Annotated in this window: 23 protein-coding genes, 3 tRNA genes, 5 pseudogenes and 1 other annotated feature; of the genes and pseudogenes, 9 read left to right on the plus strand and 22 right to left on the minus strand. The window is 47.1% G+C overall.

All coding sequences use genetic code 11. The features are described 5' to 3' along the window. The first annotated feature begins 463 nt into the window (after positions 1–463). Positions 464–968, plus strand: a pseudogene (locus HRU77_02660) (IS5 family transposase). Positions 969–1,007: 39 nt separating this feature from the next. On the opposite strand, the pseudogene HRU77_02665 reads toward HRU77_02660, so the two are convergent. Beyond that, positions 1,008–2,072, minus strand: a pseudogene (locus tag HRU77_02665) (IS3 family transposase). Positions 2,073–2,156: 84 nt separating this feature from the next. On the opposite strand from HRU77_02665, the pseudogene HRU77_02670 reads away from it, so the two are divergent. The 3 genes and pseudogenes from HRU77_02670 (at position 2,157) to HRU77_02680 (ending at position 4,033) form a co-directional block, all read left to right on the plus strand. After that, a pseudogene (locus tag HRU77_02670) lies at positions 2,157–2,240 on the plus strand (PEP-CTERM sorting domain-containing protein). 369 nt (positions 2,241–2,609) lie between these two features. Further along, positions 2,610–3,188 (plus strand): hypothetical protein, encoded by a 579-nt coding sequence (locus tag HRU77_02675; protein QOJ19699.1) that lies wholly within the window; start codon positions 2,610–2,612, stop codon positions 3,186–3,188. Positions 3,189–3,220: 32 nt separating this feature from the next. Continuing rightward, a pseudogene (locus tag HRU77_02680) lies at positions 3,221–4,033 on the plus strand (transposase family protein). A gap of 424 nt (positions 4,034–4,457) precedes the next feature. Here the strand turns inward: HRU77_02680 and HRU77_02685 are convergent. The 4 genes from HRU77_02685 to HRU77_02700 all read right to left on the minus strand — a co-directional run bounded on the left by HRU77_02685 (position 4,458) and on the right by HRU77_02700 (position 6,419). Further along, positions 4,458–4,571: a transposase gene (locus tag HRU77_02685; GenBank protein QOJ19700.1), complete on the minus strand. Its 114-nt coding sequence runs from the start codon at positions 4,569–4,571 to the stop codon at positions 4,458–4,460. A gap of 295 nt (positions 4,572–4,866) precedes the next feature. After that, positions 4,867–5,262: a glutamyl-tRNA amidotransferase gene (locus HRU77_02690; GenBank protein QOJ19701.1), complete on the minus strand. Its 396-nt coding sequence runs from the start codon at positions 5,260–5,262 to the stop codon at positions 4,867–4,869. A gap of 129 nt (positions 5,263–5,391) precedes the next feature. Continuing rightward, positions 5,392–5,468: transfer RNA gene (locus tag HRU77_02695), tRNA-Met, on the minus strand. Between the two features lie 90 nt (positions 5,469–5,558). After that, positions 5,559–6,419: a serine protein kinase RIO gene (locus HRU77_02700; GenBank protein QOJ19702.1), complete on the minus strand. Its 861-nt coding sequence runs from the start codon at positions 6,417–6,419 to the stop codon at positions 5,559–5,561. Between the two features lie 364 nt (positions 6,420–6,783). On the opposite strand from HRU77_02700, the gene HRU77_02705 reads away from it, so the two are divergent. Then, positions 6,784–7,932, plus strand: a complete 1,149-nt coding sequence (locus HRU77_02705) for an HD domain-containing protein (protein ID QOJ19703.1) — start codon at positions 6,784–6,786, stop codon at positions 7,930–7,932. 22 nt (positions 7,933–7,954) lie between these two features. On the opposite strand, the gene HRU77_02710 is transcribed toward HRU77_02705, so the two are convergent. After that, a complete protein-coding gene (locus HRU77_02710; protein ID QOJ22040.1) occupies positions 7,955–9,190 on the minus strand; it encodes a dicarboxylate/amino acid:cation symporter in 1,236 nt (411 codons plus the stop codon). Between the two features lie 13 nt (positions 9,191–9,203). After that, entirely contained in the window at positions 9,204–10,100 is an 897-nt protein-coding gene (hemF, locus tag HRU77_02715) for an oxygen-dependent coproporphyrinogen oxidase (GenBank protein ID QOJ19704.1), read from the minus strand. A gap of 225 nt (positions 10,101–10,325) precedes the next feature. On the opposite strand from hemF, the gene aroC reads away from it, so the two are divergent. The 3 genes from aroC (at position 10,326) to HRU77_02730 (ending at position 11,951) form a co-directional block, all read left to right on the plus strand. Further along, a complete protein-coding gene (gene aroC / locus HRU77_02720; GenBank protein QOJ19705.1) occupies positions 10,326–11,495 on the plus strand; it encodes a chorismate synthase in 1,170 nt (389 codons plus the stop codon). 234 nt (positions 11,496–11,729) lie between these two features. Then, positions 11,730–11,806: transfer RNA gene (locus HRU77_02725), tRNA-Arg, on the plus strand. 69 nt (positions 11,807–11,875) lie between these two features. Next, positions 11,876–11,951, plus strand: a tRNA-Phe gene (locus HRU77_02730). Between the two features lie 154 nt (positions 11,952–12,105). Here the strand turns inward: HRU77_02730 and HRU77_02735 are convergent. The 13 genes from HRU77_02735 to HRU77_02795 form a co-directional block, all read right to left on the minus strand. Beyond that, positions 12,106–12,690: a hypothetical protein gene (locus HRU77_02735; GenBank protein QOJ19706.1), complete on the minus strand. Its 585-nt coding sequence runs from the start codon at positions 12,688–12,690 to the stop codon at positions 12,106–12,108. Positions 12,691–12,895: 205 nt separating this feature from the next. Continuing rightward, on the minus strand, positions 12,896–13,363 hold the full coding sequence (locus HRU77_02740; GenBank protein ID QOJ19707.1) for a hypothetical protein: 468 nt from the start codon (positions 13,361–13,363) through the stop codon (positions 12,896–12,898). A 23-nt stretch (positions 13,364–13,386) separates the two neighbouring features. Beyond that, entirely contained in the window at positions 13,387–13,770 is a 384-nt protein-coding gene (locus HRU77_02745; GenBank protein QOJ19708.1) for a hypothetical protein, read from the minus strand. Positions 13,771–13,818: 48 nt separating this feature from the next. Then, positions 13,819–15,282: a DUF3987 domain-containing protein gene (locus HRU77_02750; protein ID QOJ19709.1), complete on the minus strand. Its 1,464-nt coding sequence runs from the start codon at positions 15,280–15,282 to the stop codon at positions 13,819–13,821. Further along, entirely contained in the window at positions 15,279–15,743 is a 465-nt protein-coding gene (locus HRU77_02755; protein QOJ19710.1) for a hypothetical protein, read from the minus strand. Before HRU77_02755 ends, HRU77_02750 begins: the two co-directional genes overlap by 4 nt. Positions 15,744–15,813: 70 nt before the next feature. Then, a complete protein-coding gene (locus tag HRU77_02760; GenBank protein ID QOJ19711.1) occupies positions 15,814–16,377 on the minus strand; it encodes a hypothetical protein in 564 nt (187 codons plus the stop codon). After that, entirely contained in the window at positions 16,374–16,589 is a 216-nt protein-coding gene (locus HRU77_02765) for a hypothetical protein (GenBank protein QOJ19712.1), read from the minus strand. Before HRU77_02765 ends, HRU77_02760 begins: the two co-directional genes overlap by 4 nt. A 218-nt stretch (positions 16,590–16,807) precedes the next feature. Next, a complete protein-coding gene (locus tag HRU77_02770) occupies positions 16,808–17,023 on the minus strand; it encodes a DNA-binding protein (protein QOJ19713.1) in 216 nt (71 codons plus the stop codon). A gap of 93 nt (positions 17,024–17,116) precedes the next feature. Next, a complete protein-coding gene (locus tag HRU77_02775) occupies positions 17,117–18,004 on the minus strand; it encodes a DUF2285 domain-containing protein (GenBank protein QOJ19714.1) in 888 nt (295 codons plus the stop codon). A gap of 85 nt (positions 18,005–18,089) precedes the next feature. After that, positions 18,090–18,341 (minus strand): hypothetical protein, encoded by a 252-nt coding sequence (locus HRU77_02780; protein ID QOJ19715.1) that lies wholly within the window; start codon positions 18,339–18,341, stop codon positions 18,090–18,092. 105 nt (positions 18,342–18,446) lie between these two features. Beyond that, positions 18,447–18,710 (minus strand): BrnA antitoxin family protein, encoded by a 264-nt coding sequence (locus HRU77_02785; protein QOJ19716.1) that lies wholly within the window; start codon positions 18,708–18,710, stop codon positions 18,447–18,449. Beyond that, positions 18,691–18,963 (minus strand): BrnT family toxin, encoded by a 273-nt coding sequence (locus HRU77_02790; protein QOJ19717.1) that lies wholly within the window; start codon positions 18,961–18,963, stop codon positions 18,691–18,693. Before HRU77_02790 ends, HRU77_02785 begins: the two co-directional genes overlap by 20 nt. 53 nt (positions 18,964–19,016) lie before the next feature. Then, on the minus strand, positions 19,017–20,318 hold the full coding sequence (locus HRU77_02795; GenBank protein QOJ19718.1) for an integrase family protein: 1,302 nt from the start codon (positions 20,316–20,318) through the stop codon (positions 19,017–19,019). A 318-nt stretch (positions 20,319–20,636) separates the two neighbouring features. On the opposite strand from HRU77_02795, the gene HRU77_02800 reads away from it, so the two are divergent. After that, on the plus strand, positions 20,637–20,960 hold the full coding sequence (locus HRU77_02800) for a hypothetical protein (GenBank protein ID QOJ19719.1): 324 nt from the start codon (positions 20,637–20,639) through the stop codon (positions 20,958–20,960). Between the two features lie 212 nt (positions 20,961–21,172). On the opposite strand, the pseudogene HRU77_02805 reads toward HRU77_02800, so the two are convergent. Then, positions 21,173–22,403: pseudogene (locus tag HRU77_02805) on the minus strand (IS3 family transposase). Continuing rightward, positions 22,008–22,124 (minus strand) — a sequence feature (AL1L pseudoknot). (Overlaps the previous pseudogene by 117 nt.) A gap of 58 nt (positions 22,404–22,461) precedes the next feature. Further along, positions 22,462–23,241 carry a phosphate ABC transporter ATP-binding protein PstB gene (gene pstB / locus HRU77_02810; GenBank protein QOJ19720.1) on the minus strand — a complete coding sequence of 260 codons (780 nt, stop codon included), beginning with the start codon at positions 23,239–23,241 and terminating at the stop codon, positions 22,462–22,464. Between the last annotated feature and the right edge of the window lie 5 nt (positions 23,242–23,246).

The following is a 23,246-nucleotide window of genomic DNA, read 5'->3' on the forward strand; positions in this document are numbered from 1 at the left end:
GAGCGATTTTAATTGCTTGTTATTGCGCAGAGATTCTTTTGTCATCCTTGCCACAAATAAAAAATCACTGACTCAATTGCCCTATACGTAACTGATTTATTATTTTCGTTATCTAGATCTGGCCTCACCCTTGAAGCAGGTAATTTCGCCCTCTTGCAAGAGCAAAATGGTTACGGAAGTGCACAACCATCTTAACCTGCTGTTTTCCGTAATCGGCCTTTCAGCACTGCATGTTACCATGCAGTTCATAAAAATCAGGAGACTCTAATTAATTTTGCTCTGGTGGTCATTTCTGGATGGTACGTGAGATGGCAAGTCCTAAGGATAAACTCGATGCCCCCCTTCTCCTCATTCTCAATTCGTTTAACCAATGAGGAGCGGTAATAATTAGTCTTTGAAATTATTAGACAGTGTCGTCACAAGATGTGATTAAATTGTAATTTAATTAAGACTGTGTTGATTTATGACAGAGAGTACACGGCGGCACGATCTATCGGATTCGGTTTGGGCGCTTCTTGAAGCGCATTTGCCTGGTCAAAGCAGGCAATGGGGCGGTATCGCCAAAGACAATCGACAGTTCATCAACGCAGTGTTTTGGATTTTGCGCACGGGAGCACCCTGGCGCGATTTGCCTGCGAGCTACGGCGACTGGAAGAATACGCACCGCAGATTTTGTCGTTGGCGCGACCGTGGTGTTTGGGAGGCGCTGCTCGAGCAGAGCTCATTGATGACCCTGATTTTGAGTGGCTGATGATCGATACAAGCCATTGCAAGGTGCACCCGCATGCTGCCGGAGCGCGTGGAGGCAATCAGGGGATGAGCCGCACAAAAGGGGGCTCAACACCAAGGTACATCTGGCTGTGGATGCGCATGGTATGCCGGTCAGAATCATTGCTACAGAAGCTACCTGTGCGGATTGCACCCAAGCCCAGGGACTCATTGCCGGCATCCCGGCTCAGCACTTGATTTGGATCGCCCCGGTATTTCCGGAGACTATTTGTCTTGAGTCAAACCGTATTGGTTGGCTCCCTTAGTTGACGATAATATGCCATTTCAAATTCTGCCGGCGGGATATTTTCGATCGGCTCCAGTAACCGGCGATTGTTAAACCAATCGACCCATTCCAAGGTCGCAAACTCCACATCGTCGATATTGCGCCAAGGGCCGCGATGCCGGATAACCTCGGTCTTATATAGTCCGTTAACTGTTTCAGCCAGTGCATTGTCATAAGAATCCCCGACACTACCAACAGAAGCTTCAATATTGGCCTCAATCAGGCGTTCCGTATAGCGAATCGACAAATATTGACAACCGTGGTCGCTATGATGAATTAATCCCTCGATTTTCCGCCGCGCCCACAGTGCCTGTTCCAATGCATCCAGTACTAAATCGGTGCGCAATGACCGGCTGACCCGCCAGCCAACAATGTACCGGGCAGAAACATCAGTTATAAAAGCCACATAAACAAACCCCGTCCACGTTGCAACAAAGGTAATATCCGCGAACCACAGCTGATTCGGACGAGTGGCTACAAATTGCCGATTGACTTTGTCGGCTGGACAGGCAAGTAAGTCATCTGCAACGGTTGTCCGGCACCTCTTACCGCGCCGGATACCTTGCATCCCAAGCTTCTTCATCAACCGCTCAACGGTGCAACGGGCAACGCCAATGCCTTCTCGCAACAATTGCCGCCATACTTTACGAGCACCATAAACCCGGAAGTTGCTTTCCCAAATCCGTTGTATTTCAGTCGCCAGCTTTATATCCCGCTTGATACGTTCGGGCAATCGATCCTGATGCCGCTTTGTCTCTATCGACAAATACCATCGTCATTTCGACCGGCGGTCGAGCTCCGCCTGTGCGAAATATGCCGATGTCGACATACCGCCTCGAATTCCCTGATCCCTCTCCGCTCTTCTTACCCATGTCCGCAACGTTTCCGCCGTGCAGCCAATCTTCGATGCTATTGTTTTGATCGCCGGCCATTGCGATTCATGCTTCTTTTGCTGCTCGAATACCAATCTTACCGCTCGTTCCCGTACTTCCGGTGAATAACTGATTTGATTCTTCATCTTCTCCTCCTCTCAAATCATTTTATCTCCGGAAATCCCGGGGCGATTCATTCTGTTAGTTTTGGTTACGAATACATTATGACTGTTCCTGAACCTGAAACCTACGCCATGCTTATCACAGGTCTTGGTTTAATTGGTTTTTCCGCACGCCGCCGTAGAGTGATGTAATCAATATTAATTGCTCAATATTAACAGCCACAAAGGAATCGTGTTTCTCTGTGGCTTTTTTGTTTTTGATTTCTACAAAGATATTGACTTAAATAGCGCTTTTTTGAAATCGCAAGAGTTTTTGGTTGCACTGTAAGGTATCAGAGATTTAGTACATATGTACTAGAAATATGGGGGTAATGTACTAGGTATTTAAAGGAGGGGTGTCCTATGTGCTTAAGGATTCGCATACTTATAATTAAAAATGCTGAAATTAATTATTAATTTCAGAAAAAAATATCATTCAGAATATTATAAATCGAATAAGTGATTTGAGATCTAAATGTAATTATCGCTTAGGTACGATCCTTAATTAAAGGAGCAGTCATTATGAAACTCGAGTGGAAAAAGAGTTATCTAGGACAAGTTGCCACAGTTGCGCTGTGCAGCATGTTTACTGTTACAGCACATGCTGTACCAACTGTAGTTAGCGGTTTTAGTACGTCCGCCACGATTGACGATGCCGGTTATTTTTCTCCTACTGGCTCGCTGGGTTTAAGCTTCTCGGGGAGGGAATATGTCAATCATGGTACCTTAGCATCTAACTGGTGGTTAAATGCTAATGGCGCGGCTGTTGCTGTTGCCGATGAAACTGTCGAGAACAATCCATTGAGTTCTACGGCCTTCACGGTAATAAGTAATGTCGCCATTGTTACCAATCTTGGGGTCGGTGGTGGATGGAATATAGTCGAAACGGTGAGTATTCCTACTGATGGCCATGTCGCGGTACAAGTTCAATTGACAAATAATACGGGTGCTACTGCAAATCATGTGCAGTGGGGTGTTGGTGTTGATCCTGATCAAGGCATTCCTGCGGGACTTGGGTTTGGTACTACTAACGTAATTAATGCATTAGGAAATCTTTCTTCAGTAACGGCTACAAGTCTGGACGGTTGTAAGAATTTCTAGCGTTGTTTACAGTATTCAGGAGAATACTGTAGATGAACATACACAAACGCACTCGTTTAACATTATTGGATCGTCAGGAAATCTGGCGGCTGTATCAAACCCGGCTGTGGAAGGTAGTTCAGCTGGCAGAATACTTTCACGTCAGCCGGCCAACGATTTATGACGTACTGAAACGAGCCAGACTCCAGGAATTTACTCCGCGTAGCAGTACCAATCAGCGCTTCAAGACACTGCAGTATGGCCTCAAACGTTTGGCTAAAGTAGAGCAAACCATCCAGGAACGTCTCAAGCGCGAAGCGAAGCGCTATAACAAATCTTATCCGGGCGAGCTCGTTCACCTCGATACCAAGCGGCTTCCATTATTGAAAGGACAGTCTGCCAATAAACCTCGCGAGTACCTGTTTGTGGCCATCGATGATTTCTCCAGGGAATTGTATGCCGATATCTTCCCGATAAAACCCAGCATAGTGCAGCTTGCTTTCTCACAAGCACTGTTGCTCAATGTCCTTACCAGATCGACTATGCTTATTCTGACAACGGCAAAGAATTTAAAGGAACTGACGGCCATGCTTTTGTCAAAGCTTGCAGGCAACACGGTATCGTGTCAGAAGTTTACTCGTGTCAATCATCCTCAAACCAACGGGAAAGCTGAGCGGGTCATCCGTACCCTGATGGACATGTGGCACAGTAAGATTCACTTTAAAGACAGCGCCGATCGACGCATTCAGCTTCTCCGTTTCATTAACTTCTACAATACCGTTAAGCCTCATAAGAGTTTGAATAATGCTACCCCTTATGAAATACTCTTCGCTTATTTCAATCAACCTCTCTGTAAACAACCCTGAGATTTCTTACATTTTAATCGTAACGTGGCACAGATAAACTGAATATTTTATTAAGAGATTGCCATGATTCTTGCTGTGCCGGGCAAAATATGGATGCAACCGTATGGCACTCGCCGACTATAGCCATCAAGGGTACTCAGGATGCGGAATCTGCATTTTTTCATAGATTGCTTCTCTAAAATCGGCAGGCCGGGTTTGATTGAGAAGGACATGCCTTTTAAGGGAATTTAGCTTTCTGGTAGCTGCTTTTTGCGCCAGTGCGGCAAAATGAGTAAGTTGCAATAAAATAAATTCGTTACAGCACGGACTTCTGTGTCTCGCTCAACTTTCTTGAGTAGGAAAATGATTTCTCCGATTTATTCATCATAAAGTATTTTCTGTTTAAGAAAATGCTACTGCAAAGTGGACCGAATTTTCAGAGCGACTACACGTACAATGAGATGATTTTCTCATTGAAGTCAATCCAGTGGGTTTGATGCTTGGGAGTGATCTGCGGCTCGAAACTGCCATCCTTGTCACGGGGAATCTCGATGGACAAAACTCATCGAACTTGCCTTTCAGAATCTTTTACTTTAGCCATTTCCGGTATTGCCAGTGAGATTGCTCACGGTTTTGTACTTATATCGCGACCAAGATGTTCGATCATCTCTGCTTGCAGGGCACGCTCAATAAGTGCTTTGATGAGCTGATTGAATAGACCACGCTCACCGTTTAACTTCTGGTTTTTTGTAATCAGACAGCAGGATATCGATTGAGTCGGTCGGTAGGAGGGAGGGGGCGTCTTTACTCCTAAAATATATAAGCAGTTTCCTGTTTAACCATTTATCTCCCGTTTAATTAGCTGCTCTGGGAAGATATTCAGTATATTTGCGCCACCCTCCGAAATGAGTTATTTCCTGCTTTCCTTCACACAGATACGATTCCCCGAGGATTCCTAATACTTCCCGATGATCGGCCAAGAGAATTTTCCCAACAGAGAGACCGGCTGGTTCACGGCTTAACAGTTCGCCGATATTGGATGAGTCTATGTTCCATATTTCCAAGGATATTTGCTCACCGCTTGAGCAACGTTGCATTGCAGGATGCTGATCGTTAATCGACCAAAGCCGGTACAGAGGCGCGGTTAAAGTTTCTTCCACAAATACGCCGCCCAATTCAAGAAGATTGTGGTTTAACTCCAAACCTCTCATTAACGTACCATTCACGGCAAGCTCAATTTTCATGATCATTTGATTCCCAGTTTATTCCAGTGACGGCTTTTTGCTTGGCGTTGACCGGATTTTCTTACGCCAGCCTTACATGGTATCTATAAAACAAAAAAGCACTTAGGATTTTACTCTCTAAGTGCTTGTTTTATTTGGTTGCGGGGGCAGGATTTGAACCTACGACCTTCGGGTTATGAGCCCGACGAGCTGCCAGACTGCTCCACCCCGCGTCAGAAGTGGGGGCATTATAACACAAGCTGGCGTATGAAGGTCAATGAGCATTTACTGCAACTTTCCTGCTGGAATAATTTCATTTGGCACTATGACAGAGAGTTATTCCATCGTGTCTGTTTATGTCGTTGCCAAGCAATTTCTTTTTTTATGGCCGTATTGATAATTTGCAGCACATCGGCAACATTAACGGGCTTGATCGCTTGTTTGACCTGCCCTGTTAAGCGCGCCAAAGGAAGCTTTCCGTGCTGATAATAGGACCATATCTCATTCGCATAATCGGATTGCGCTAATTCCGGCGCAAAGCGGCTTAGGAATGCCGTCAGATTATCAATATCACGCTTGATCATATAGCGCGCTTGGTGATTACTGGCTGCATTAACGGCCTGGGGCAGATCGATGATCACCGGACCTTGGCTATCGATCAGCACGTTATAAGGCGATAAATCACCATGCACAATTCCCGCGCTCAGCATAGTCACAATTTGCTGAATTAAAATTTTGTGGTAGCTGCGCGCTTGTTTGGGTGTCAGGATCATATCATTGAGCCGTGGCGCCACATTACCTTCCGCATCGGTAATCAATTCCATTAAAAGCACACCGGCAAAAAAATTATAGAATTTCGGCACGCGGATACCAGCCATTCCCAAACGGCACAGCATATCCACTTCCGTACTTTGCCAGGCTTCCTCGCGTGCGCTGCGGCCATAATGGCTGCCGCTTTCCATCGCGCGGGTGCGGCGGCTGTTTTTGATTTTGCGGCCCTCGATATAGCAGGCGCGCTGATGAAAATTGCATTTATTACTTTCTTTGTAAACTTTCGCGCAACGAACTTGTTCGCCGCTGCGCACCATATAAATCATCGCTTCCTTGCCGCTCATGAGCTGGCAAATCACACTATCGATCAATCCTTCTTCAATCAATGGTTCCAGTCGTTTGGGTGTTCTCATAGAGTTTATGCGGTGTGCGCTGTTGCGTCACACTTGTCATCCTCCTGCCGGTTAAAGTCAAAAATAGGCTGTCCACGATGCGGTTATCGATATCTGTTAGATTTGAAATAACCGCGTTGAACAAATTGTAGGAAGAAAGGTTTCTTTTTGGAATGTGGCATATTGCCGCGTGACAATTTGCCACATCACATCCTGAAAATCGGGTATGGGAGAGCCGTTTTTTTCTTCCTCGCTAAATCAAGGAAAAAACCAACATCACGAATTTACGATAAATCGTTTAAAATACTGCGGTAATTCATTGCCAAGCGGCCATGTCACTACTCGCGGGTTGTCACCTTCATCATCATTCGCCGGAAGGAACTGTATGCAATCGGAAGAAAATTTTTTTACCCACCAGGATACCCTGGCGAAATTGCATGAAAATTTACCACTGACCGAAAAGTTGCGTTTCTTACATCAGATCATTCGTCAGGATTTTCCTTTTATCGATCGTCTGGCGATTGCACTGTTTGACGAAAAAACCGAGATGCTCAAAACCTATACGCACAGTACGGAAGGTAATGATAATCCGGTAACCACGTACGAGGCGCCGCTCAGCGCCGCCCCTTCGTTGCGCGCCATCATCGAACACCGCCGTCCGCGCTTGGTGCAGGATTTGAATATTTTTGCCAAAGGTACGCACGAGCACACCAAGCGGATAGCCGCAAAAGGCTATAAGTCCAGCTACACCATGCCGCTGTATCAAAGCGGCGCTTTTGTCGGTTTTTTATTCTTTAATTCGCAGCAGGAACATCCATTTGAAGCACCGGCACTGCGCCAGATCGACATCTATGGTCATTTGATCGCGTTGATGGTCATCAACGAGCTTACCTCCATTCGCACTTTGCTTGCCGCAGTGCGCGCGGCGCGCAGTATGACGCATTACCGTGATCTCGAGACCGGTTCACATATCGACCGCACCGCGCACTACGCCCGTCTGATCGCGCGCCAACTTGCTGCCAGCTATGGTATCAGCGACGAACAGATCGAGCATATTTTTCTCTTTTCACCGATGCACGACGTCGGAAAAATCGGTATTCCGGACAATATCCTGCGTAAACCGAGCAAGCTCGATCCGGCGGAGTTCGATGTCATGAAGACACATCCGGTGAAAGGTCGGGAAATTATCGATTCCGTGCTGGAAGATTTCGGTTTGGGCGCATTCGGCCACACCAATATTCTGCGTAATATTGCCGAATTTCATCATGAAGCGGTCGACGGTAGCGGTTACCCGAATGGTTTGAAGGGTGAGGAAATTCCGATCGAAGCGCGGATCAGCGCGGTGGCCGACGTATTCGATGCACTGACGTCACGGCGCTCGTACAAAGCGCCGTGGAGCAACGAGCAAGCGTTTGCCATGTTGCGGCAAATGTCCAATTCCAAACTGGATCGCGATTGCGTCGAGGCCTTGATCAACAATGGCGATAAAGTGCTGGAAATACAACAGCGTTTTCGCGATATCGATTTGATTTAGCAATAAAACGAAATTCGCAGAATCAGTTGTGTTTGATCCAGTGCTGCACCACCAAACTACCCACCAAGTCGCCTTCGACATTCACCATCGTGCGAACCGTATCGAGGATGCGGTCGATCGGCAGTAAAACGGCGATGGCCTCGGCCGGTAATCCAACCGATTGCAGTACCATCACCATCGTGACCATACCGGCGCTGGGAATACCCGGTGCGCCCATAGCTGCAAGCATCGCGGTGACAAAGACGATCATTTGTTGCATTACAGTGAGTTCGACGCCGACCAGATTGGCGACAAACAAAGCAGCTACCGCTTCATAAAGCGCTGTGCCATCCATGTTCACGGTCGCGCCCAAAGGAATGACAAATCCAGCGACATCGCGTTTGACATGCAAATGTTGCTCGGCGCAGCGTAGCGTGACGGGTAACGTCGCGGCGCTCGAACTGGTGGCCATCGCGGTGATCAGCGCTTCACGCGCGCCCTGCCAGAATTTATACGGCGTCACGCCGGTCATCAGATATAGAATCAACGGAAGTACAACCACGCCATGCAGCAGCGTGGTGCTTAATACCACCGCCACAAATTTGATCATGACGGTCAACAAGCCGGTGTCCTGCGTCGCCACCAGTTGCAATACCAGCGCCATTATGCCGAGCGGAGCCAGGCGCATGATCCAGCCGACCAGCATCAATATCAACTCCAGAAATTCCTGCATCAAAGTCAGAATATTGCGGTAGCGTTCGCCACCCACCACCAGCGCAATGCCGAGCAACAAAGCAAAAATCACCACCGCCAACACGTTTCCTTGCGCCAGCGCCGCGACTGGGTTCTGAAACAGCGAATGCAGAAAATGCGCGAAGAATTCTGGCAATGACATCTGCGTTGCCTGGAAATTCTGCATAGCATCTTGGAACATCGCGACCGGCAATTCACGCCCGGGCTGGAATAGATTGGCAGCCGCCAATCCCAGCACAACCGCCAGCGCCATCGTGGACATGAAGAAAATTAACGTAACTTGCCAGACACGGTTCATTTGCTGATGCGCGCGCAGATTCGCGACACCGACGACGATCGATGTAAAGACCAGCGGTATCAGCACCATTTTTAACAAATCGGTGAACAATGTGCCGGCCAGTTTTGCAGCGTACATGCCATTCTGGCTGATCGCGGACTCCCGCCCCAACTGTGCTAACCACAATCCAAGCAGCGCGCCGCTAATCGCTCCCAGCAGAATTTGATTGTTCAGTGACAATTTGCTCATTGTCATCGGCAAATCACACCCAATCCTTGCCGATCAGAAAATCCGTGTACAGTTTGTCTTCCGCCGTACCGGCTGCCGGCTTCCAGTCATAGCGCCATTTCACGATGGGCGGTAACGACATCAGGATCGATTCGGTGCGTCCGCCCGTTTGCAAGCCGAACAACGTGCCGCGATCCCACACCAGATTGAATTCCACATAACGCCCGCGCCGGTAGGCCTGAAAATCGCGTTCGCGTTCACCGTACGGTGTATCCTTGCGGCGTTCCAGGATCGGACGGTACGCGTTGAGAAAATTCTCGCCAACATTACGCGTGAGTTTGAAGCAGGTAGCGAAATCGGGTTGATTCAAGTCGTCAAAGAAAACGCCACCGATGCCGCGCGGTTCTTTGCGATGCTTTAAGTAAAAATAGTCATCACACCATTTTTTCAGGCGTGGATAGGTATTGTCTCCGAACGGTTGCAATGCGTCTTTGCACGTTTGATGAAAATGAATCGCGTCTTCCGCGTAGCCGTAATAGGGCGTCAGATCCATGCCGCCGCCGAACCACCAGACAGGTTCCGCACCTTCCTTGCGCGCCTCGAAGAAGCGCACGTTCATATGCACCGTTGGTGCGTACGGATTGCGCGGATGCAGCACTAGCGATACCCCCATCGCTTCAAACGAACGCCCCGCCAATTCGGGACGGGCAGCGGTTGCCGATGCCGGCAATCCCGCACCGTACACATGCGAGAAATTGACACCGCCGCGCTCCAGCACATTACCTTCTTCAATAACGCTGCTCATGCCGCCGCCGCCTTCCGGGCGATCCCATTGGTCGCGTTTGAATGTTTTGCCATCGACCTGTTCCAGTCCCGTGACGATGCTGTTCTGCAAATTGATAAGAAATTCCTTGACTTGAGGTGTGTTCATGCAAACTCCTGGTTCCAATTTTATGAAAATGATTTAAAACGCGCATATGCCGGGCAATTAACCACATTTTAACGCAGGTATAGCATGCCGACTGCATTTCATTGTTGACACGCCTCAAATTTGCACCGGATTGCCGTCAGTGCAAGATGATCGGCAAATTGCCAAAAAACAAGGGCGCGTATGATAGACTCGCACAATCTTTTTTAATACCCGAGTAGCAATCGTATGTCTGGCAATACACTTGGCACACTTTTTACCGTCACTTCATTCGGCGAGTCGCACGGCCCGGCGATCGGCTGTATCGTCGATGGCTGCCCGCCGGGTTTAGCCATTAGCACTGAAGAGATTCAACTCGAACTGGACCGGCGCAAACCGGGAACATCCCGGCATGTCACGCAACGGCGCGAGTCCGATACCGTGGAAATTTTGTCCGGTGTGTTTGAAGGCCGCACCACCGGAACGCCGATCGCTTTGCTGATTCGCAACGAAGATCAACGCAGCAAGGATTACAGCAAAATTATGGATGTGTTCCGACCTGGTCACGCCGATTACACCTACTGGCAAAAATACGGTATCCGCGATTACCGTGGCGGCGGGCGCGCATCGGCACGGGAAACGGCCGTCCGGGTTGCGGCCGGAGCGATTGCCAAGAAATGGTTACAGGAAAAATACGGCATTGTCATCCGTGGCTATATGGCGCAACTGGGTACGGTACCCATTCCGTTCAAGCGCTGGGAAGACATCGATCAGAATCCGTTTTTCGCCGCTGACAACAGCTATTCCGAGCAATTGGAAAAATTCATGGATCAATTGCGTAAATCCGGCGATTCGGTCGGCGCCAAGATCAGCGCAGTCGCGCAAGGCGTGCCGGTAGGTTGGGGAGAACCGGTTTACGACCGGCTCGATGCTGAAATTGCTTACGCCATGATGAATATCAACGCGGTAAAAGGCGTCGAAATCGGCGCCGGATTTGCCAGCGTGACGCAAAAAGGCACCGAGCATTCCGACGAAATGACACCGGCCGGTTTTCTGAGCAACAACGCAGGCGGTATCTTAGGCGGCATATCCACTGGACAAGATATCGTCGTGCATGTCGCAATCAAACCGACTTCCAGTATTCGCCTCGGGCGGCGCTCGATCGATAAGGACGGCAACCCGGCGATCGTTGAAACCCACGGCCGCCACGATCCCTGCGTCGGCATCCGCGCCACGCCGATTGTCGAGGCCATGCTGGCGCTGGTATTAATGGATCACGCTTTGCGGCATCGCGCGCAAAATGCGGATGTGCATTGTAAAACACCGAAAATTCCCGGCAGCGTGGATAGTTCGGTGTCTTTCACGCAATCCGCGCAAGCGCCCTTGAAAGAAGACCCGGAACCGGAAGAAGACATGTAGACAGCAAACCACCCATAAACGCAGTTTAGTCTTGACAAGACCGGCCAAATACACGATCATCGCCCCCGCAAAAGAGATTGTGATGATTTGCAGAGAAACAATCGGCTTAGTCGATTACAGTTTGAAGGCATCGAATATAAGCAAAAGCGTAAGTTCGAATCCCGCAAGTGCTTCAATCTGATATAATCTCCCGGTTGCTTAAACAACAAGCTGGAAGTAATTAGATTGCACCAAGCGCCCGTAGCTCAGTTGGATAGAGTACTTGGCTACGAACCAAGGGGTCGTGGGTTCGAATCCTGCCGGGCGCGCCATTCATTTCATTGAATATCTATTACAACTGCCGGTAAACAGGCTATTTCGTTTACTGTTGCTTTCCAAATGGCCAAGTAGCTCAGTCGGTAGAGCAGAGGACTGAAAATCCTTGTGTCGGTGGTTCGATTCCGCCCTTGGCCACCAAATAAATCAAGCACTTAAAGCATAATTGCCTAAGTGCTTTTTTGCTTTATGGCTTCTGTGTAAGGTTGATGTAAGGAAATCCGGTCAACACCAAGCAATAAAAAACCCGGAATGAATCCGGGTCTGCGTTAAATGGAAGTAATCCATCTTCGATTCATATCAAATTCTTGGCTTCCAGATCGCCACAAAATTGAGTCAGCAAGCGATTTATTTCGTCACTCAGAATATGCTGCATTTCAATTACAGTTTTGCCGTGAAGATTTGGTGCTGTCTGCTGCGGCAAGCCTTGCAATTTATCCCTAAGCATACGGCTTGCCTCGAATGCGGCCTTGTGAACATCATCACGAATAACAAGATTACCCATTGCCATATCGTATTCAAGCTTTGCCTGCATCGCTAGTGCCTTTTCTTTCAGTGCCCGGCTGTTTTTGTAAAGCTCATCAGCGTCGCTGCCATCAAGATTAAGCTGGTCGGCACTATTTACAACTGCCTGTAATTCTTCCAGTGTTCGATTATCTTCTACCGTTTCATTTGAAACCGTTGAAATAGAAACCGTTGAAACCGCTCTGCCGCCCGAATTGCCATCAATCCGCATCTGTTTCGTTTGGGTAGGGTCAAGGTTCCGCTTGCGCCATTCAATCGCGCTATCAAGTGAATCTGTAGGCATTCCGCGCTTTTTCAACCGGTTGCACATTTGCTGACTGATGCCTAGAAGCTCTGCAAGGTCTTTAGTTTTCATTGTTCGTTTGCTCCATTTAAGAAACCCATCCTTGACTGTGGGTGGCTAGAATTTGATTGGGGCTCGAATTGCCCTGGCCAGCCTATGTGCTGGAAGTACCTTAAGTCATTGATTAATAAGTATATTACCAAAATAATCATCAGATAAAGGTTACAGCATAACTAAATATAATCGTTACACTGTAACTTCATCCCAGTGACTCAGCTTAACTATTACGCGCTTCCTGTGCCTTCCGTGCATTGTTCAAATAGTTCATGTACCCGGTTGGATCGCTGCGCATCTTTCGCAGCAATACTTCGTGATCGTGTTCGGCAATACCTAGTGAACTTAAGTATTTGCTTATTTCTTTCTCTTCATTTTTCAAATTGATTACTCCCATATTGGCTCCTGTTTTAACGTTAAAAGAAGATTGATTACTTGGTGCTTTGTCATTTCGATACTCCTGCAATAATCGCCGGTAATGATCTTGATTCTTTTCTGCGTGATGTTCCCGCCATGCATGTTTAGCTTCTGGGAATAGTGCGCCGCGTGCCCGGTCATTGTTCAAGAAAAACATTTGATCGATGATGCAAACGCCTTGCTGACTCAAATGCCAGCTTACTATTTGCTTCTCTTGCTCTACTGCTGCTTTCCTGTTTCGGTCAATGATCGCCTGTTGTTCGGTAGGTTTCATGCTTGATTTTCCTCTGATGGTAATTATTCAAATTCCCCGCGTGCGTGTTTCAGGAAATATTCCAATGCTTCAGGATCAGCTTTGCATTTATCAATCACTACAAAATGCTCTTCTACCGATTCTCCGATGCGGTGAAGCCATGCCCGGACAATTTCGATTTGCAGTAATTGAATATCAGAATTTTTTTTGCTTTCTTCTGAAATAGAACTGACAAAACTGACAGAAGGTAACCCCGATTCTTTTGATGAATCTGGCGGATCATTAAATTTTTTTTCACTTTTTCTTGAATTTGAACTGACAAAGCTGACAGAAGCACCTTTTGGCGGTTTTGTCAGTTCACTTTCGGGGGAATTATGAAAATTTTTTTCATTTTCGATTTGTTTCAATCTGGAAAGATAACCGCTCATGATTGCACCCAATGTAATAATGTTGTTGGTCTGCCCTCGGTGAAAGTCTCAACTTTTTTCTAGGTGGTTGTAATCCAATAAAACATTAATGGCGGCTTCAGCTTTCTTTGGTGTGTCGATGCCAGCCCAGCACTTCCGGTAAATATCTCGAACCGTGAACGGGCTATTTAGTTTGCCTTTCTTCAGTTTCGTTAAAACTGATTTTGCAGCATCAATGCCGGGCTGAGTTCCGTAGCTGTATACCCGCCGCGCGTGTGATTCCAGATACTCGCAATAGGCTAAGGCGCGTAGCAATGACGATTCTGATACGCTCTTTTCCTCGCTGTCACACAAGTGATTGATTAACGCCAATGCGGGAACCAGCTTTCGATACTTTGACAGGTGCGACACTATGGCCGGATGATCCTCATCGGATCGTAACCGCTTTTCAAGATTGCACAGCCACTCAATAAATACTTCTTGTGCGCTATCATCAAAATGAAGGTATGGTGTCTTGCAGTATTCGCCAATGGTGGCTATTGCCTGAACATCAAGGTTGTGAAGCTTTCTAACAAGATCATTAACGGTATCCCTTGCCAGCTTATCCGGGAATCTGTCAATGTATTCATACTTTGGTGATATATCCGGGTAAACCATCAGCCCAAAGCGTTGAAGCAAGCCATCAGCGCCCGCGCCGCCGGATAGTGCTTCTCTCACGTATTCACCCAATACGCCCGGCTGTATTCCGCCAACAATCGATAAACAAGCGGATTCGATATGCAAATTAGTACCACGCATTATCCTGTCGATTGTGTAGGATTGATTGCCATCCGCTGCCGTTAAATAAAAAGCTCGCGCGCCTTCCTGCCCTTGCTTATCAAGGCTTTTAAGCAATCCAATAAGCTCATCGGCTTCGAATAAAATCCCGTTGGGATTCTCAATCATTAATTGACCAAGTGCTTCCGCCGTTGCGTCATTGGTGATGAACCGGGGCGCTGTTTCTACTTCTTGCGAGTTATCTGAGTCATTTTTCAAATACTCTGAAATATCCGCCGCCGGATCATTTTTCAGCATCCTCTTTGCTTGTGACTTCTTGGCAGCTTGTCGAAGCTTCGATTCTTCCCCTGAATTTATCAATTGGGTGTTACGTTGATGGATTTCTTGCGCAATCTCGATTTGCAATTGCTTTAGTGGTTTCATAACTTCGCTACGATTTGGCGATTTCATAACACCGGAACCGCCGATTACCGCGCCCCAAAGATTTGGAACAATTACCCAGTTATCACGCCTCTTCGGTCTTATCCCAATTTTGCAGCCGATTATAGAACTAAACATTAAGTAGGTATTCACAGCCGCAAAATCGGGCGGGCATTGCATCCGCTCTGAAATATCTTCAACGTAACCGCGAATGCTTGCCGGTAAGAAACAGTAATCGAACGATTTCACTTCCGGCAATTCGGGTAACGGTTCGGGTGTTAGTGCATTAGGCTCAATGGGGGCAATCGCGGCTTCGGCTTTTTCTCGCAAACTCATTTTGCGCCCTCCAAATACGTCAAACCATCGTTGAGCCGCAAAATAATTTCAGCGATAAAATCCCTGTCATCACTCGATAGCGCATTCAGCTTTTTCAGATCGTTCGCAACCACCAGTAGCCGGATCAAATCGCCACGCAAGGCATGAAGCAGTTGCCATGCTGAAAAACCGCCGCGGCTTCGTTTTTCGTATTTTGGATTGTCGCTCGGTGGGAATAGGCTGGCCGGATCGATACCCAGTGCATTACAAATATCAACGCCACCGGCTCCGCAACCATGACAGTGAAGCAAAATCACTCCGTCAGGTTTTTGCGTTACGGCAAGACTCGGTGTCCGATCCTGGTGAACAGCGCAGCAAGCAATGTAACGCCCTTCACCAATTCGTCTAACTTTCGATAATCTGCCGATAAGTTCATGCAAATTGCGATTATCATGCTGCGATTTTGAGGTATAATAATTCATCTCGCAAAACTCCAAAAGTAGTCATGGGAAAGCCGTCCGGGAATACTCTCCCGGCGGCTTTTTTGTTACCTCAGAGCCCGTTGTCCCTTTTAAATTTTTCGACTGCTTCACGTACTTCGGCCTCGCTAATTTCGGGAAGTATCTGGGCAACGAATTGTGTTGCGAATACCGATGCACTGAATGTGTATGTGCCTCCAGCGCCGGTGTGTGCTGCCATTGCTGCAATCAGATTTTTTCGCAGCGTTGTATCAGTCTTGATTTTCGCAATTGCTTGGTTTCGCTGTTCCGCACAGAATTCGCGCCGCGCTGCTGCCGTTGCCTGTTCCGCTTGTAGAATCTGCTGATCAATTTCCCTGACTGCGTCCTGCGCAAGCGTTTTCAACCTTTCAGCTTCAGCAAGTTTTGCGCGTTCTGATTCAATCTCTGCGCGTGAAGCTTGCACCTGCTGCATAGTTGCCTCATCGCAAATGTAGCGCCGCTCCAAAAGGGTGTGAGCATGTTCAAGGTTGGCAAGCTTCGCGCGGGTTTCCGCGGTTATGTTGTCACATGAACGTTTTTTTTCTTGAAACTTTGCGCATTTGGCCTGCAATTCGGCTTCGGCGGATAGGGCGGCTGTCACTGCTTGGTTGCTCATTGCGCACCTCCGTTTAGCAATTTCGCAATGTCAGCAACCGGCCAAAGTAAACGATTGCCAATTTTTATTGGTTTAATTCCGTGACACTCACCGGTCAGGCAGTATGATTTTCGGGCGGTCTGTGGCATTTTGCCAATTGCGCGCGTAAATTCGTCCGTTTTGATGTGATCGCGGCCTTTTGAAATTTCTGCAAGTTGTGCTGGTATATTCATTTTTTCTCCAGGTGGTTGATAAAGAAATTTGGTTGATTCGTGCTGCTTTGGCGGCAGAATAATGGAATGGCCTGTAACATATAAGGCAAAAATGTAACTTTATTGATTCGGGGTTATTCGGCGGCAGATTAGTTGAATGGCTTGTAGCATTTAACCCAGTAATGAGAATTTTTTATTGCGATTGATTTTTGGCAGGAAGTCATGGCCGGGCTCCCTTTTTATTGGCACTCGATACCCAAAACTTTCTTGATTTCCTTAACTGGCCATGCCAAACGCTTATTGATGCGGATCGGACGAATCAAACCACTTTCTTTCATTGCCCAAATTCTTAGTGTTTGCGGTCTGCGGTTAAGGTAAAAAGCGGCCTGTTCGGTTGGTACTGTGGCCAGTGTGATTTTTTCGATTGATTGAAACTTGTCTGATGCTGTCTGCATTTTTCACCTCGTGTTTATGTTGAGGTGTAAATGATTGCTGAATAACTTGTGTATGTATGTAACGAAACTTGCAGGGTGCTGGTTTTGTTATATTTATTTCATTAACTCTTTGTAACCTCCTTCAATAAGTTTAATTGCATTTTTATAAGCATCCCTTGCTCGTTTTTCTGCATTCTTTTGGTCTAATGCTAAATCTGGGTCTGGGTTCTCAATTTCATTTCGATATAGTTCTTCTCCAATTTGATCAAACTTGTCTCCCGCTTTTCTGCCATCGTATGCCCTTAAATACATTGGCAGATTTCTTATTTGAATACCGATTGCTCCCCGTTTTTTCTCCCATTCGTGATATGGGTAATCTGGCTGCAAATAATCCAATATAGATACTCTTTCTTGCAAAAGAATTTTCGCGTTATCCAATTGTTTGTCTAATGAATAACGTAGATCGAATCTTAATGTCATTTCGAACCAATCTTCGGGCTCTGGTTCTATTGGTTTAGACTCAATTTCTACCTCTTCCCAGCCAGTTCTAGTTGGTATATAGCCTTTGTTATTTGATGGGTTGCTAAAATCCTGCTGAATTTCTCTTGGCAAATCTATGAGGTGCGGTATGCAATTGTAACCATCATCGTTTGCCGGGTCGGCTAAGTATAGGATTTCCCATTTTTCATCGATTAATTGATCCTCTACTGAGTAATCGAATGGAGTTTCATCACCTGTTCTGTTGAAATATTCTCCTACTGTTTCACCAGCAAGTGCTTGGTATTTACAATATCGAAATTTTGTATCATCAGACGCATCTGCCAGCTGGTGGCGGGTGTATTTCCTGCCGAAATCTGGGGATTGAGCGCAGTATCCATAATCATTCTGATATTCTGGATTTCTTCTAAGAAATTCCCACGCCCATTGGCTCAGTGACAAATCATCTGCTGTCAATGGATAGGCAGAAGCATCGCGCCAATCTGGTGGATTAAATACGCTCATTACGCACCTTTAACGTATGCCTTATTTGAAACCACCCCAGGCGGTGAAGGTCTCCGCTTTCGCCCGAGGTGGCTGTCGTTATTTTCTAATCTCGTTTCATTGTTGCCTTGTCTAATCTCTGCGACGTTTTTGAACAATATTCAACGCCATGACTGGATATTGCTGAGATTGATTCTACGGCTTTAAAGATTCCATCCTGATCCAGGCCACTGTCATTCAGTTCGTTTGAAATTATATGAATTGCATTAAACAGCGATTCCATGCGGTACAGATCAAACATGGTGTAACTTATCGCTTCGCTTAGGTTATTGGGTGTGGTATTTTTGCTGTTAGCCATGGCTCAAACTCCTTATTAGTTTGTGTTGTGGTTAGGGGTTTCAGGTGCTTCTACACTTGATAACCCCGCTTTTTGCCCGAATCCGTCAGGCGGCGGTGTTGCTCTTTAATGCTGCTTTATCCAGTCCCGTAGCGCATCATTAATGCGTGTTTGCCAGCCATTACCGGTTGCCTTGAATTGCTTCAATATGTCCGTATCTAGTCGAAGCGTTACCTGCTCCTTTTTCCCGCTTCCTTGCGGCCTTCCGCGCGCTTTCCTGAATTGCTGCAACTCTTCATCCGTTAAAGGTAAGTTATCAGGATCGGTAAGCGCGGCGGCTGTAATTTGCGCATCTTCCGCATCGGTTGGTTTAATTAATTTCTTGTTCATAAAAATCAAATTCTCTCTGGTTAGCCTTGCGTAAGCTGATTATTCGCCGGTCATCTCCACGGTCAACATAAACCACGCAATAAAGCCTTTCATTAATAGGTGCCAAGGCAATCATGCGGAGTTCCCCATAATCCCGCCGTGTGTCTTGCCATATCAACGCAGCTTCCCAATCAATAAGCACTGCATCGGTCAGTGATACACCATGCTTTTTCTTGTTTATTGCATTCTTGACAGTATCGCAAATCACTTTCATATATTAATGTAGTTACGTTTATTCTGGGAGTCAAGAATTATTTGCAGTTACGCTTATTTCTTTACAACGTGCAACCCTGCATGTGCAGGTATAAATTCAATCCCGGCTTGTTCCAATATCCAGGCTTCTATTTTGACGTGCCACATGCGCAGCAAATCAAGCGGGCGGCGGATATAGTTTTGCTCTCGCACACCTTGGGGCGCATGGCCTTGAATCTGCGCAGCGATACCGGCAGGCATTTCTATCCATTCGCAAAGACTGGCAAATGATCGCCTTAAGCCGTGCAAAGTCAGGTCTAAACCAGCAATAGCACAGGCTTTACGGTGGGCTATAGAAGGATCGGTTAAGCGGCCATTGGCGGCGGATACGCTGCTGAATACCCATTGATTGCGGCGCGGTAGCATTGACAGCAAATGCGATACATAGGGCGTTAGCGGAATGATTCTAAAATCTTCAACCTTATCCTTTATGGTCATGCTGTTCCATTGAAAGTCTATATCTTCCCAGCGCAGCGAAGCTATTTCCTCACGCCTTGCGCCGGTCAGTAACAGCGTTTGCAAGTATGCGCTGATAACCGGATTCTGAATTTTCTTGATCGCGTTAAGCCATGCGGGCAATTGTTCCCGCTGTAATACGTCATGCTTTACTTTGGCCTTCCCCAGTCTTTCTTTAGCATCATTGTTTTGCGCGGGATTACTTGTCACAATAGTTTTATATGTTGAATGCCTGCTGCACCAATTCAGAAACGCTCTTAATAATCGTAAGGCAAGCCGGGCGCGTGTCGGTCTAATCACAGCTTCGGCCTGTGCCCACTCGGTTACTAATTCCGGCGTTAAATCTACCAGTCGAATTTTTGCAAGCGATGCCAGCGAACCCGGTTCCGTCAGTTTCTTACTTCGTTTGCGCGGATCGCCACCGGCCTGCATAACTTTTTCATGGTCACGGATATGCAGCTCTGACCATAGCGGCTTACGGGCGGCCACATATTCTTCCCATGCTTGGGCTACTGTTACAGTTTCACGCGCTTCCTGCGCTTTCTTGGCTGCTGCGGCGGCTTGATCTGCTGCTTTTTTGTCGGCTGCTTCTTGACGTGGGTCTATGCCTTGATCGGTCTTAACTTTAAGCCGGTTTGCCTCCTCTTGCGCTTCTGAAATACTCCATGCGCGCTGATCGCCAATAGTAAGGCGTAGGGTTTTGCCGTGTAACTCGGTTTGGAATATGTAAGATTTTGCGCCGCTGGCAGTGACTCGCAACCCTAAGCCGGGTGTTTTCCCATCCCAAAATATACTTTGCTTTGCACCTGGTTTGCACTTGAATGATGCAACACGTTCAGAAGTGAAGTTATCCCATTTCATTTTTGATTATTTCCCGTGTAAGGCTGGTGTAAGGAAATATTATCAAAATAGCGGAATATCAATCAACACAAATAAAAAGAGTATTTTTGTAACTATATTGTTTTTATGATATTTATGTGTTTTTATAAATACCAATCAACACCAAGAAATATTATTTGTTGAGGACTGAAAATCCTTGTGTCGGTGGTTCGATTCCGCCCTTGTCCACCAATAAAATCAAGAACTTACGGTATAATTACCCAAGTGCTTTTTTCATTTTATGAGTCCGTGTAGGCACCATGTAGGCAAATGGAATCAACTTACAACGGAGGTTTAAAAATGGAAAATTTTAAAATAGAACGCGACAACGGCGCATCTATATCTTTTAGCGGTGAATTAATCGCCAAAGTATCAAGCTCTGATAATAACGCCTCGGGTTCATCGTATTCAGGACAAACGGGCCGCTGGCAGGTATTGGCGTTATATAAAACTGAAGGCGGAAAACTTATCTGCGAACGGATCGACCGCGCGCGCTGGCAAGGTGAAAGGGATTCACACTCTGCGAAGGTATGCGCCAATAATGATGAAGTAATCGATTTCTTCGGTCATGGCTGGCTTGCAAAGGATTTGTACGATGAAGCCGGGATAGATTCGGCTGAATGAATAGAATAATCAAAGAACGCAAAACAATAAAAAACCCGGAATAAATCCGGGTCTGCGTTAAATGGAAACAATCCTTCTTCGATTCATATCAAGTTCTTGGCTTCCAGATCGCCACAAAATTGAGTCAGCAAGAGATTTATTTCGTCACTCAGAATATGCTGCGTTTCAATTACTGAATCGCCCCGGTATTTCCGGAGACTATTTGTCTTGAGTCAAACCGTATTGGTTGGCTCCCTTAGTCGGCGATAATAATATCGCCATTTCAAATTCTGCCGGCGGTATATTTCCGATCGGCTCCAGTAGCCGGCGATTGTGATTGTTAAACCAATCGCCCCATTCCAAGGTCGCAAACTCCACATCGTCGATATTGCGCCAAGGGCCGCGATGCCGGATAACCTCGGTCTTGTATAGTCCGTTAACTGTTTCAGCCAGCGCATTATCATAAGAACCCCCGACACTGCCAACAGAAGCTTCAATATTGGCCTCAATCAGGCGTTCCGTATAGCGAATCGACAAATATTGACAACCGTGGTCGCTATGATGAATTAATCCCTCGATTTTCCGCCGCGCCCACAGTGCCTGTTCCAATGCATCCAGTACTAAATCGGTGTGCAATGACCGGCTGACCCGCCAGCCAACAATGTACCGGGCAAAAACATCAGTTATAAAAGCCACATAAACAAACCCCGTCCACGTTGCAACAAAGGTAATATCCGCGAACCACAGCTGATTCGGACGAGTGGCTACAAATTGCCGATTGACTTTGTCGGCTGGACAGGCAAGTAAGTCATCTGCAACGGTTGTCCGGCACCTCTTACCGCGCCGGATACCTTGCATCCCAAGCTTCTTCATCAACCGCTCAACGATGCAACGGGCAATGCCAATGCCTTCTCGCAACAATTGCCGCCATACTTTACGAGCACCATCAACCCGGAAGTTGCTTTCCCAAATCCGTTATATTTCGGTCGCCAGCTTCATGTCCCGCTTGATACGTTCGGGCAATCGATCCGGATCCCGCTTGCGCCTTTTGTATTCATAATAATTCGACGGAGCAATCCGGATTTGTCTACAGATTGGCTCGACTCCGTATGCCGCTTTATTTCTATCGACAAATACCATTGTCATTTCGACCGGCGGTCGAGCTCCGCCTGTGCGAAATATGCCGATGCCTTACGCAATATTTCGTTGGCACGCTTTAATTCCCGATTTTCCCGTTCCAATTCCTTGAGCCGCTCACGATCCGATCGTCGACAGTCCGCCTCGAATTCCCTGATCCCTCTCCGCTCTTCTTACCCATGTCCGCAACGTTTCCGCCGTGCAGCCAATCTTCGATGCTATCGATTTGAGCGCCGACCATTGCGATTCATGCTCCTTTTGCTGCTCGAATACCAATCTTACCGCTCGTTCCCGTACTTCCGGTGAATAACTGATTTGATTCTTCATCTTCTCCTCCTCTCAAATCATTTTATCTCCGAAAATCCCGGGGCGATTCACAGAAGGATTAGCCGAATTTGCCAGTAATATAATCTTCTGTCGCTCTCTGCTTGGGTTTGGTAAAAATCGTAGCGGTATCGTCAAACTCGATCAGCTCTCCCAGGTACAGATAAGCGGTATAGTCGGAAACACGTGCGGCCTGTTGCATGTTATGCGTGACAATTGCAATGGTGTAGTCCTGCTTCAGTTGGAAGATCAAATCTTCGATGCGCGCGGTGGAAATCGGATCGAGTGCGGAGGTCGGTTCGTCAAACAACACCACTTCAGGTTTCACCGCGATCGTACGGGCAATGCACAAGCGCTGCTGCTGCCCGCCGGAAAGGCTGGTACCGCTCTGATCCAATTTATCCTTAACTTCTTCCCACAGTGCGGCTTTTTGCAATGCCCATTCCACCCGTTCGGCCAAATCGCAGCGATTTAATGATTCATAGAGTTTTACGCCAAACGCCACGTTATCGAAAATCGACATCGGAAACGGTGTCGGCTTCTGAAATACCATCCCCATTTTGGCGCGCAAGCTATTCAAATCCTGCGATTTGTCGAGAATATTGAAACCGTCCACCAGGATTTCCCCTTGGGCGGTTTGGCTCGGGTACAACTGATACATGCGATTCAACGTACGCAGCAGCGTCGATTTGCCGCAACCGGAAGGGCCGATGAAGGCGGTAATCTTGTTTTTCCGGATCTGCATGCTGATCGACTTCAGCGCATGAAAGGTGTCGTAATAAAAATTCAAATCGTTAATGGAGACTTTGGCAATATCGGATGGTGAAAAATTGATTGTCATTTCAG

The organism is Gammaproteobacteria bacterium, from assembly GCA_015709615.1.
Classification (GTDB): Bacteria; Pseudomonadota; Gammaproteobacteria; order Burkholderiales; family Nitrosomonadaceae; genus Nitrosomonas.

What these genes read in the sequence shown, in the direction of transcription:
- HRU77_02675 (QOJ19699.1), top strand. Translation starts at nt 2,610, where the DNA reads ATGAAACTCGAGTGGAAAAAGAGTTATCTAGGACAAGTTGCCACAGTT.
- HRU77_02690 (QOJ19701.1), bottom strand. Translation starts at nt 5,262, where the DNA reads ATGATCATGAAAATTGAGCTTGCCGTGAATGGTACGTTAATGAGAGGT.
- HRU77_02700 (QOJ19702.1), bottom strand. Translation starts at nt 6,419, where the DNA reads ATGAGAACACCCAAACGACTGGAACCATTGATTGAAGAAGGATTGATC.
- HRU77_02705 (QOJ19703.1), top strand. Translation starts at nt 6,784, where the DNA reads ATGCAATCGGAAGAAAATTTTTTTACCCACCAGGATACCCTGGCGAAA.
- HRU77_02710 (QOJ22040.1), bottom strand. Translation starts at nt 9,190, where the DNA reads ATGAGCAAATTGTCACTGAACAATCAAATTCTGCTGGGAGCGATTAGC.
- hemF (QOJ19704.1), bottom strand. Translation starts at nt 10,100, where the DNA reads ATGAACACACCTCAAGTCAAGGAATTTCTTATCAATTTGCAGAACAGC.
- aroC (QOJ19705.1), top strand. Translation starts at nt 10,326, where the DNA reads ATGTCTGGCAATACACTTGGCACACTTTTTACCGTCACTTCATTCGGC.
- HRU77_02735 (QOJ19706.1), bottom strand. Translation starts at nt 12,690, where the DNA reads ATGAAAACTAAAGACCTTGCAGAGCTTCTAGGCATCAGTCAGCAAATG.
- HRU77_02740 (QOJ19707.1), bottom strand. Translation starts at nt 13,363, where the DNA reads ATGAAACCTACCGAACAACAGGCGATCATTGACCGAAACAGGAAAGCA.
- HRU77_02745 (QOJ19708.1), bottom strand. Translation starts at nt 13,770, where the DNA reads ATGAGCGGTTATCTTTCCAGATTGAAACAAATCGAAAATGAAAAAAAT.
- HRU77_02750 (QOJ19709.1), bottom strand. Translation starts at nt 15,282, where the DNA reads ATGAGTTTGCGAGAAAAAGCCGAAGCCGCGATTGCCCCCATTGAGCCT.
- HRU77_02755 (QOJ19710.1), bottom strand. Translation starts at nt 15,743, where the DNA reads ATGAATTATTATACCTCAAAATCGCAGCATGATAATCGCAATTTGCAT.
- HRU77_02760 (QOJ19711.1), bottom strand. Translation starts at nt 16,377, where the DNA reads ATGAGCAACCAAGCAGTGACAGCCGCCCTATCCGCCGAAGCCGAATTG.
- HRU77_02765 (QOJ19712.1), bottom strand. Translation starts at nt 16,589, where the DNA reads ATGAATATACCAGCACAACTTGCAGAAATTTCAAAAGGCCGCGATCAC.
- HRU77_02770 (QOJ19713.1), bottom strand. Translation starts at nt 17,023, where the DNA reads ATGCAGACAGCATCAGACAAGTTTCAATCAATCGAAAAAATCACACTG.
- HRU77_02775 (QOJ19714.1), bottom strand. Translation starts at nt 18,004, where the DNA reads ATGAGCGTATTTAATCCACCAGATTGGCGCGATGCTTCTGCCTATCCA.
- HRU77_02780 (QOJ19715.1), bottom strand. Translation starts at nt 18,341, where the DNA reads ATGGCTAACAGCAAAAATACCACACCCAATAACCTAAGCGAAGCGATA.
- HRU77_02785 (QOJ19716.1), bottom strand. Translation starts at nt 18,710, where the DNA reads ATGAACAAGAAATTAATTAAACCAACCGATGCGGAAGATGCGCAAATT.
- HRU77_02790 (QOJ19717.1), bottom strand. Translation starts at nt 18,963, where the DNA reads ATGAAAGTGATTTGCGATACTGTCAAGAATGCAATAAACAAGAAAAAG.
- HRU77_02795 (QOJ19718.1), bottom strand. Translation starts at nt 20,318, where the DNA reads ATGAAATGGGATAACTTCACTTCTGAACGTGTTGCATCATTCAAGTGC.
- HRU77_02800 (QOJ19719.1), top strand. Translation starts at nt 20,637, where the DNA reads ATGGAAAATTTTAAAATAGAACGCGACAACGGCGCATCTATATCTTTT.
- pstB (QOJ19720.1), bottom strand. Translation starts at nt 23,241, where the DNA reads ATGACAATCAATTTTTCACCATCCGATATTGCCAAAGTCTCCATTAAC.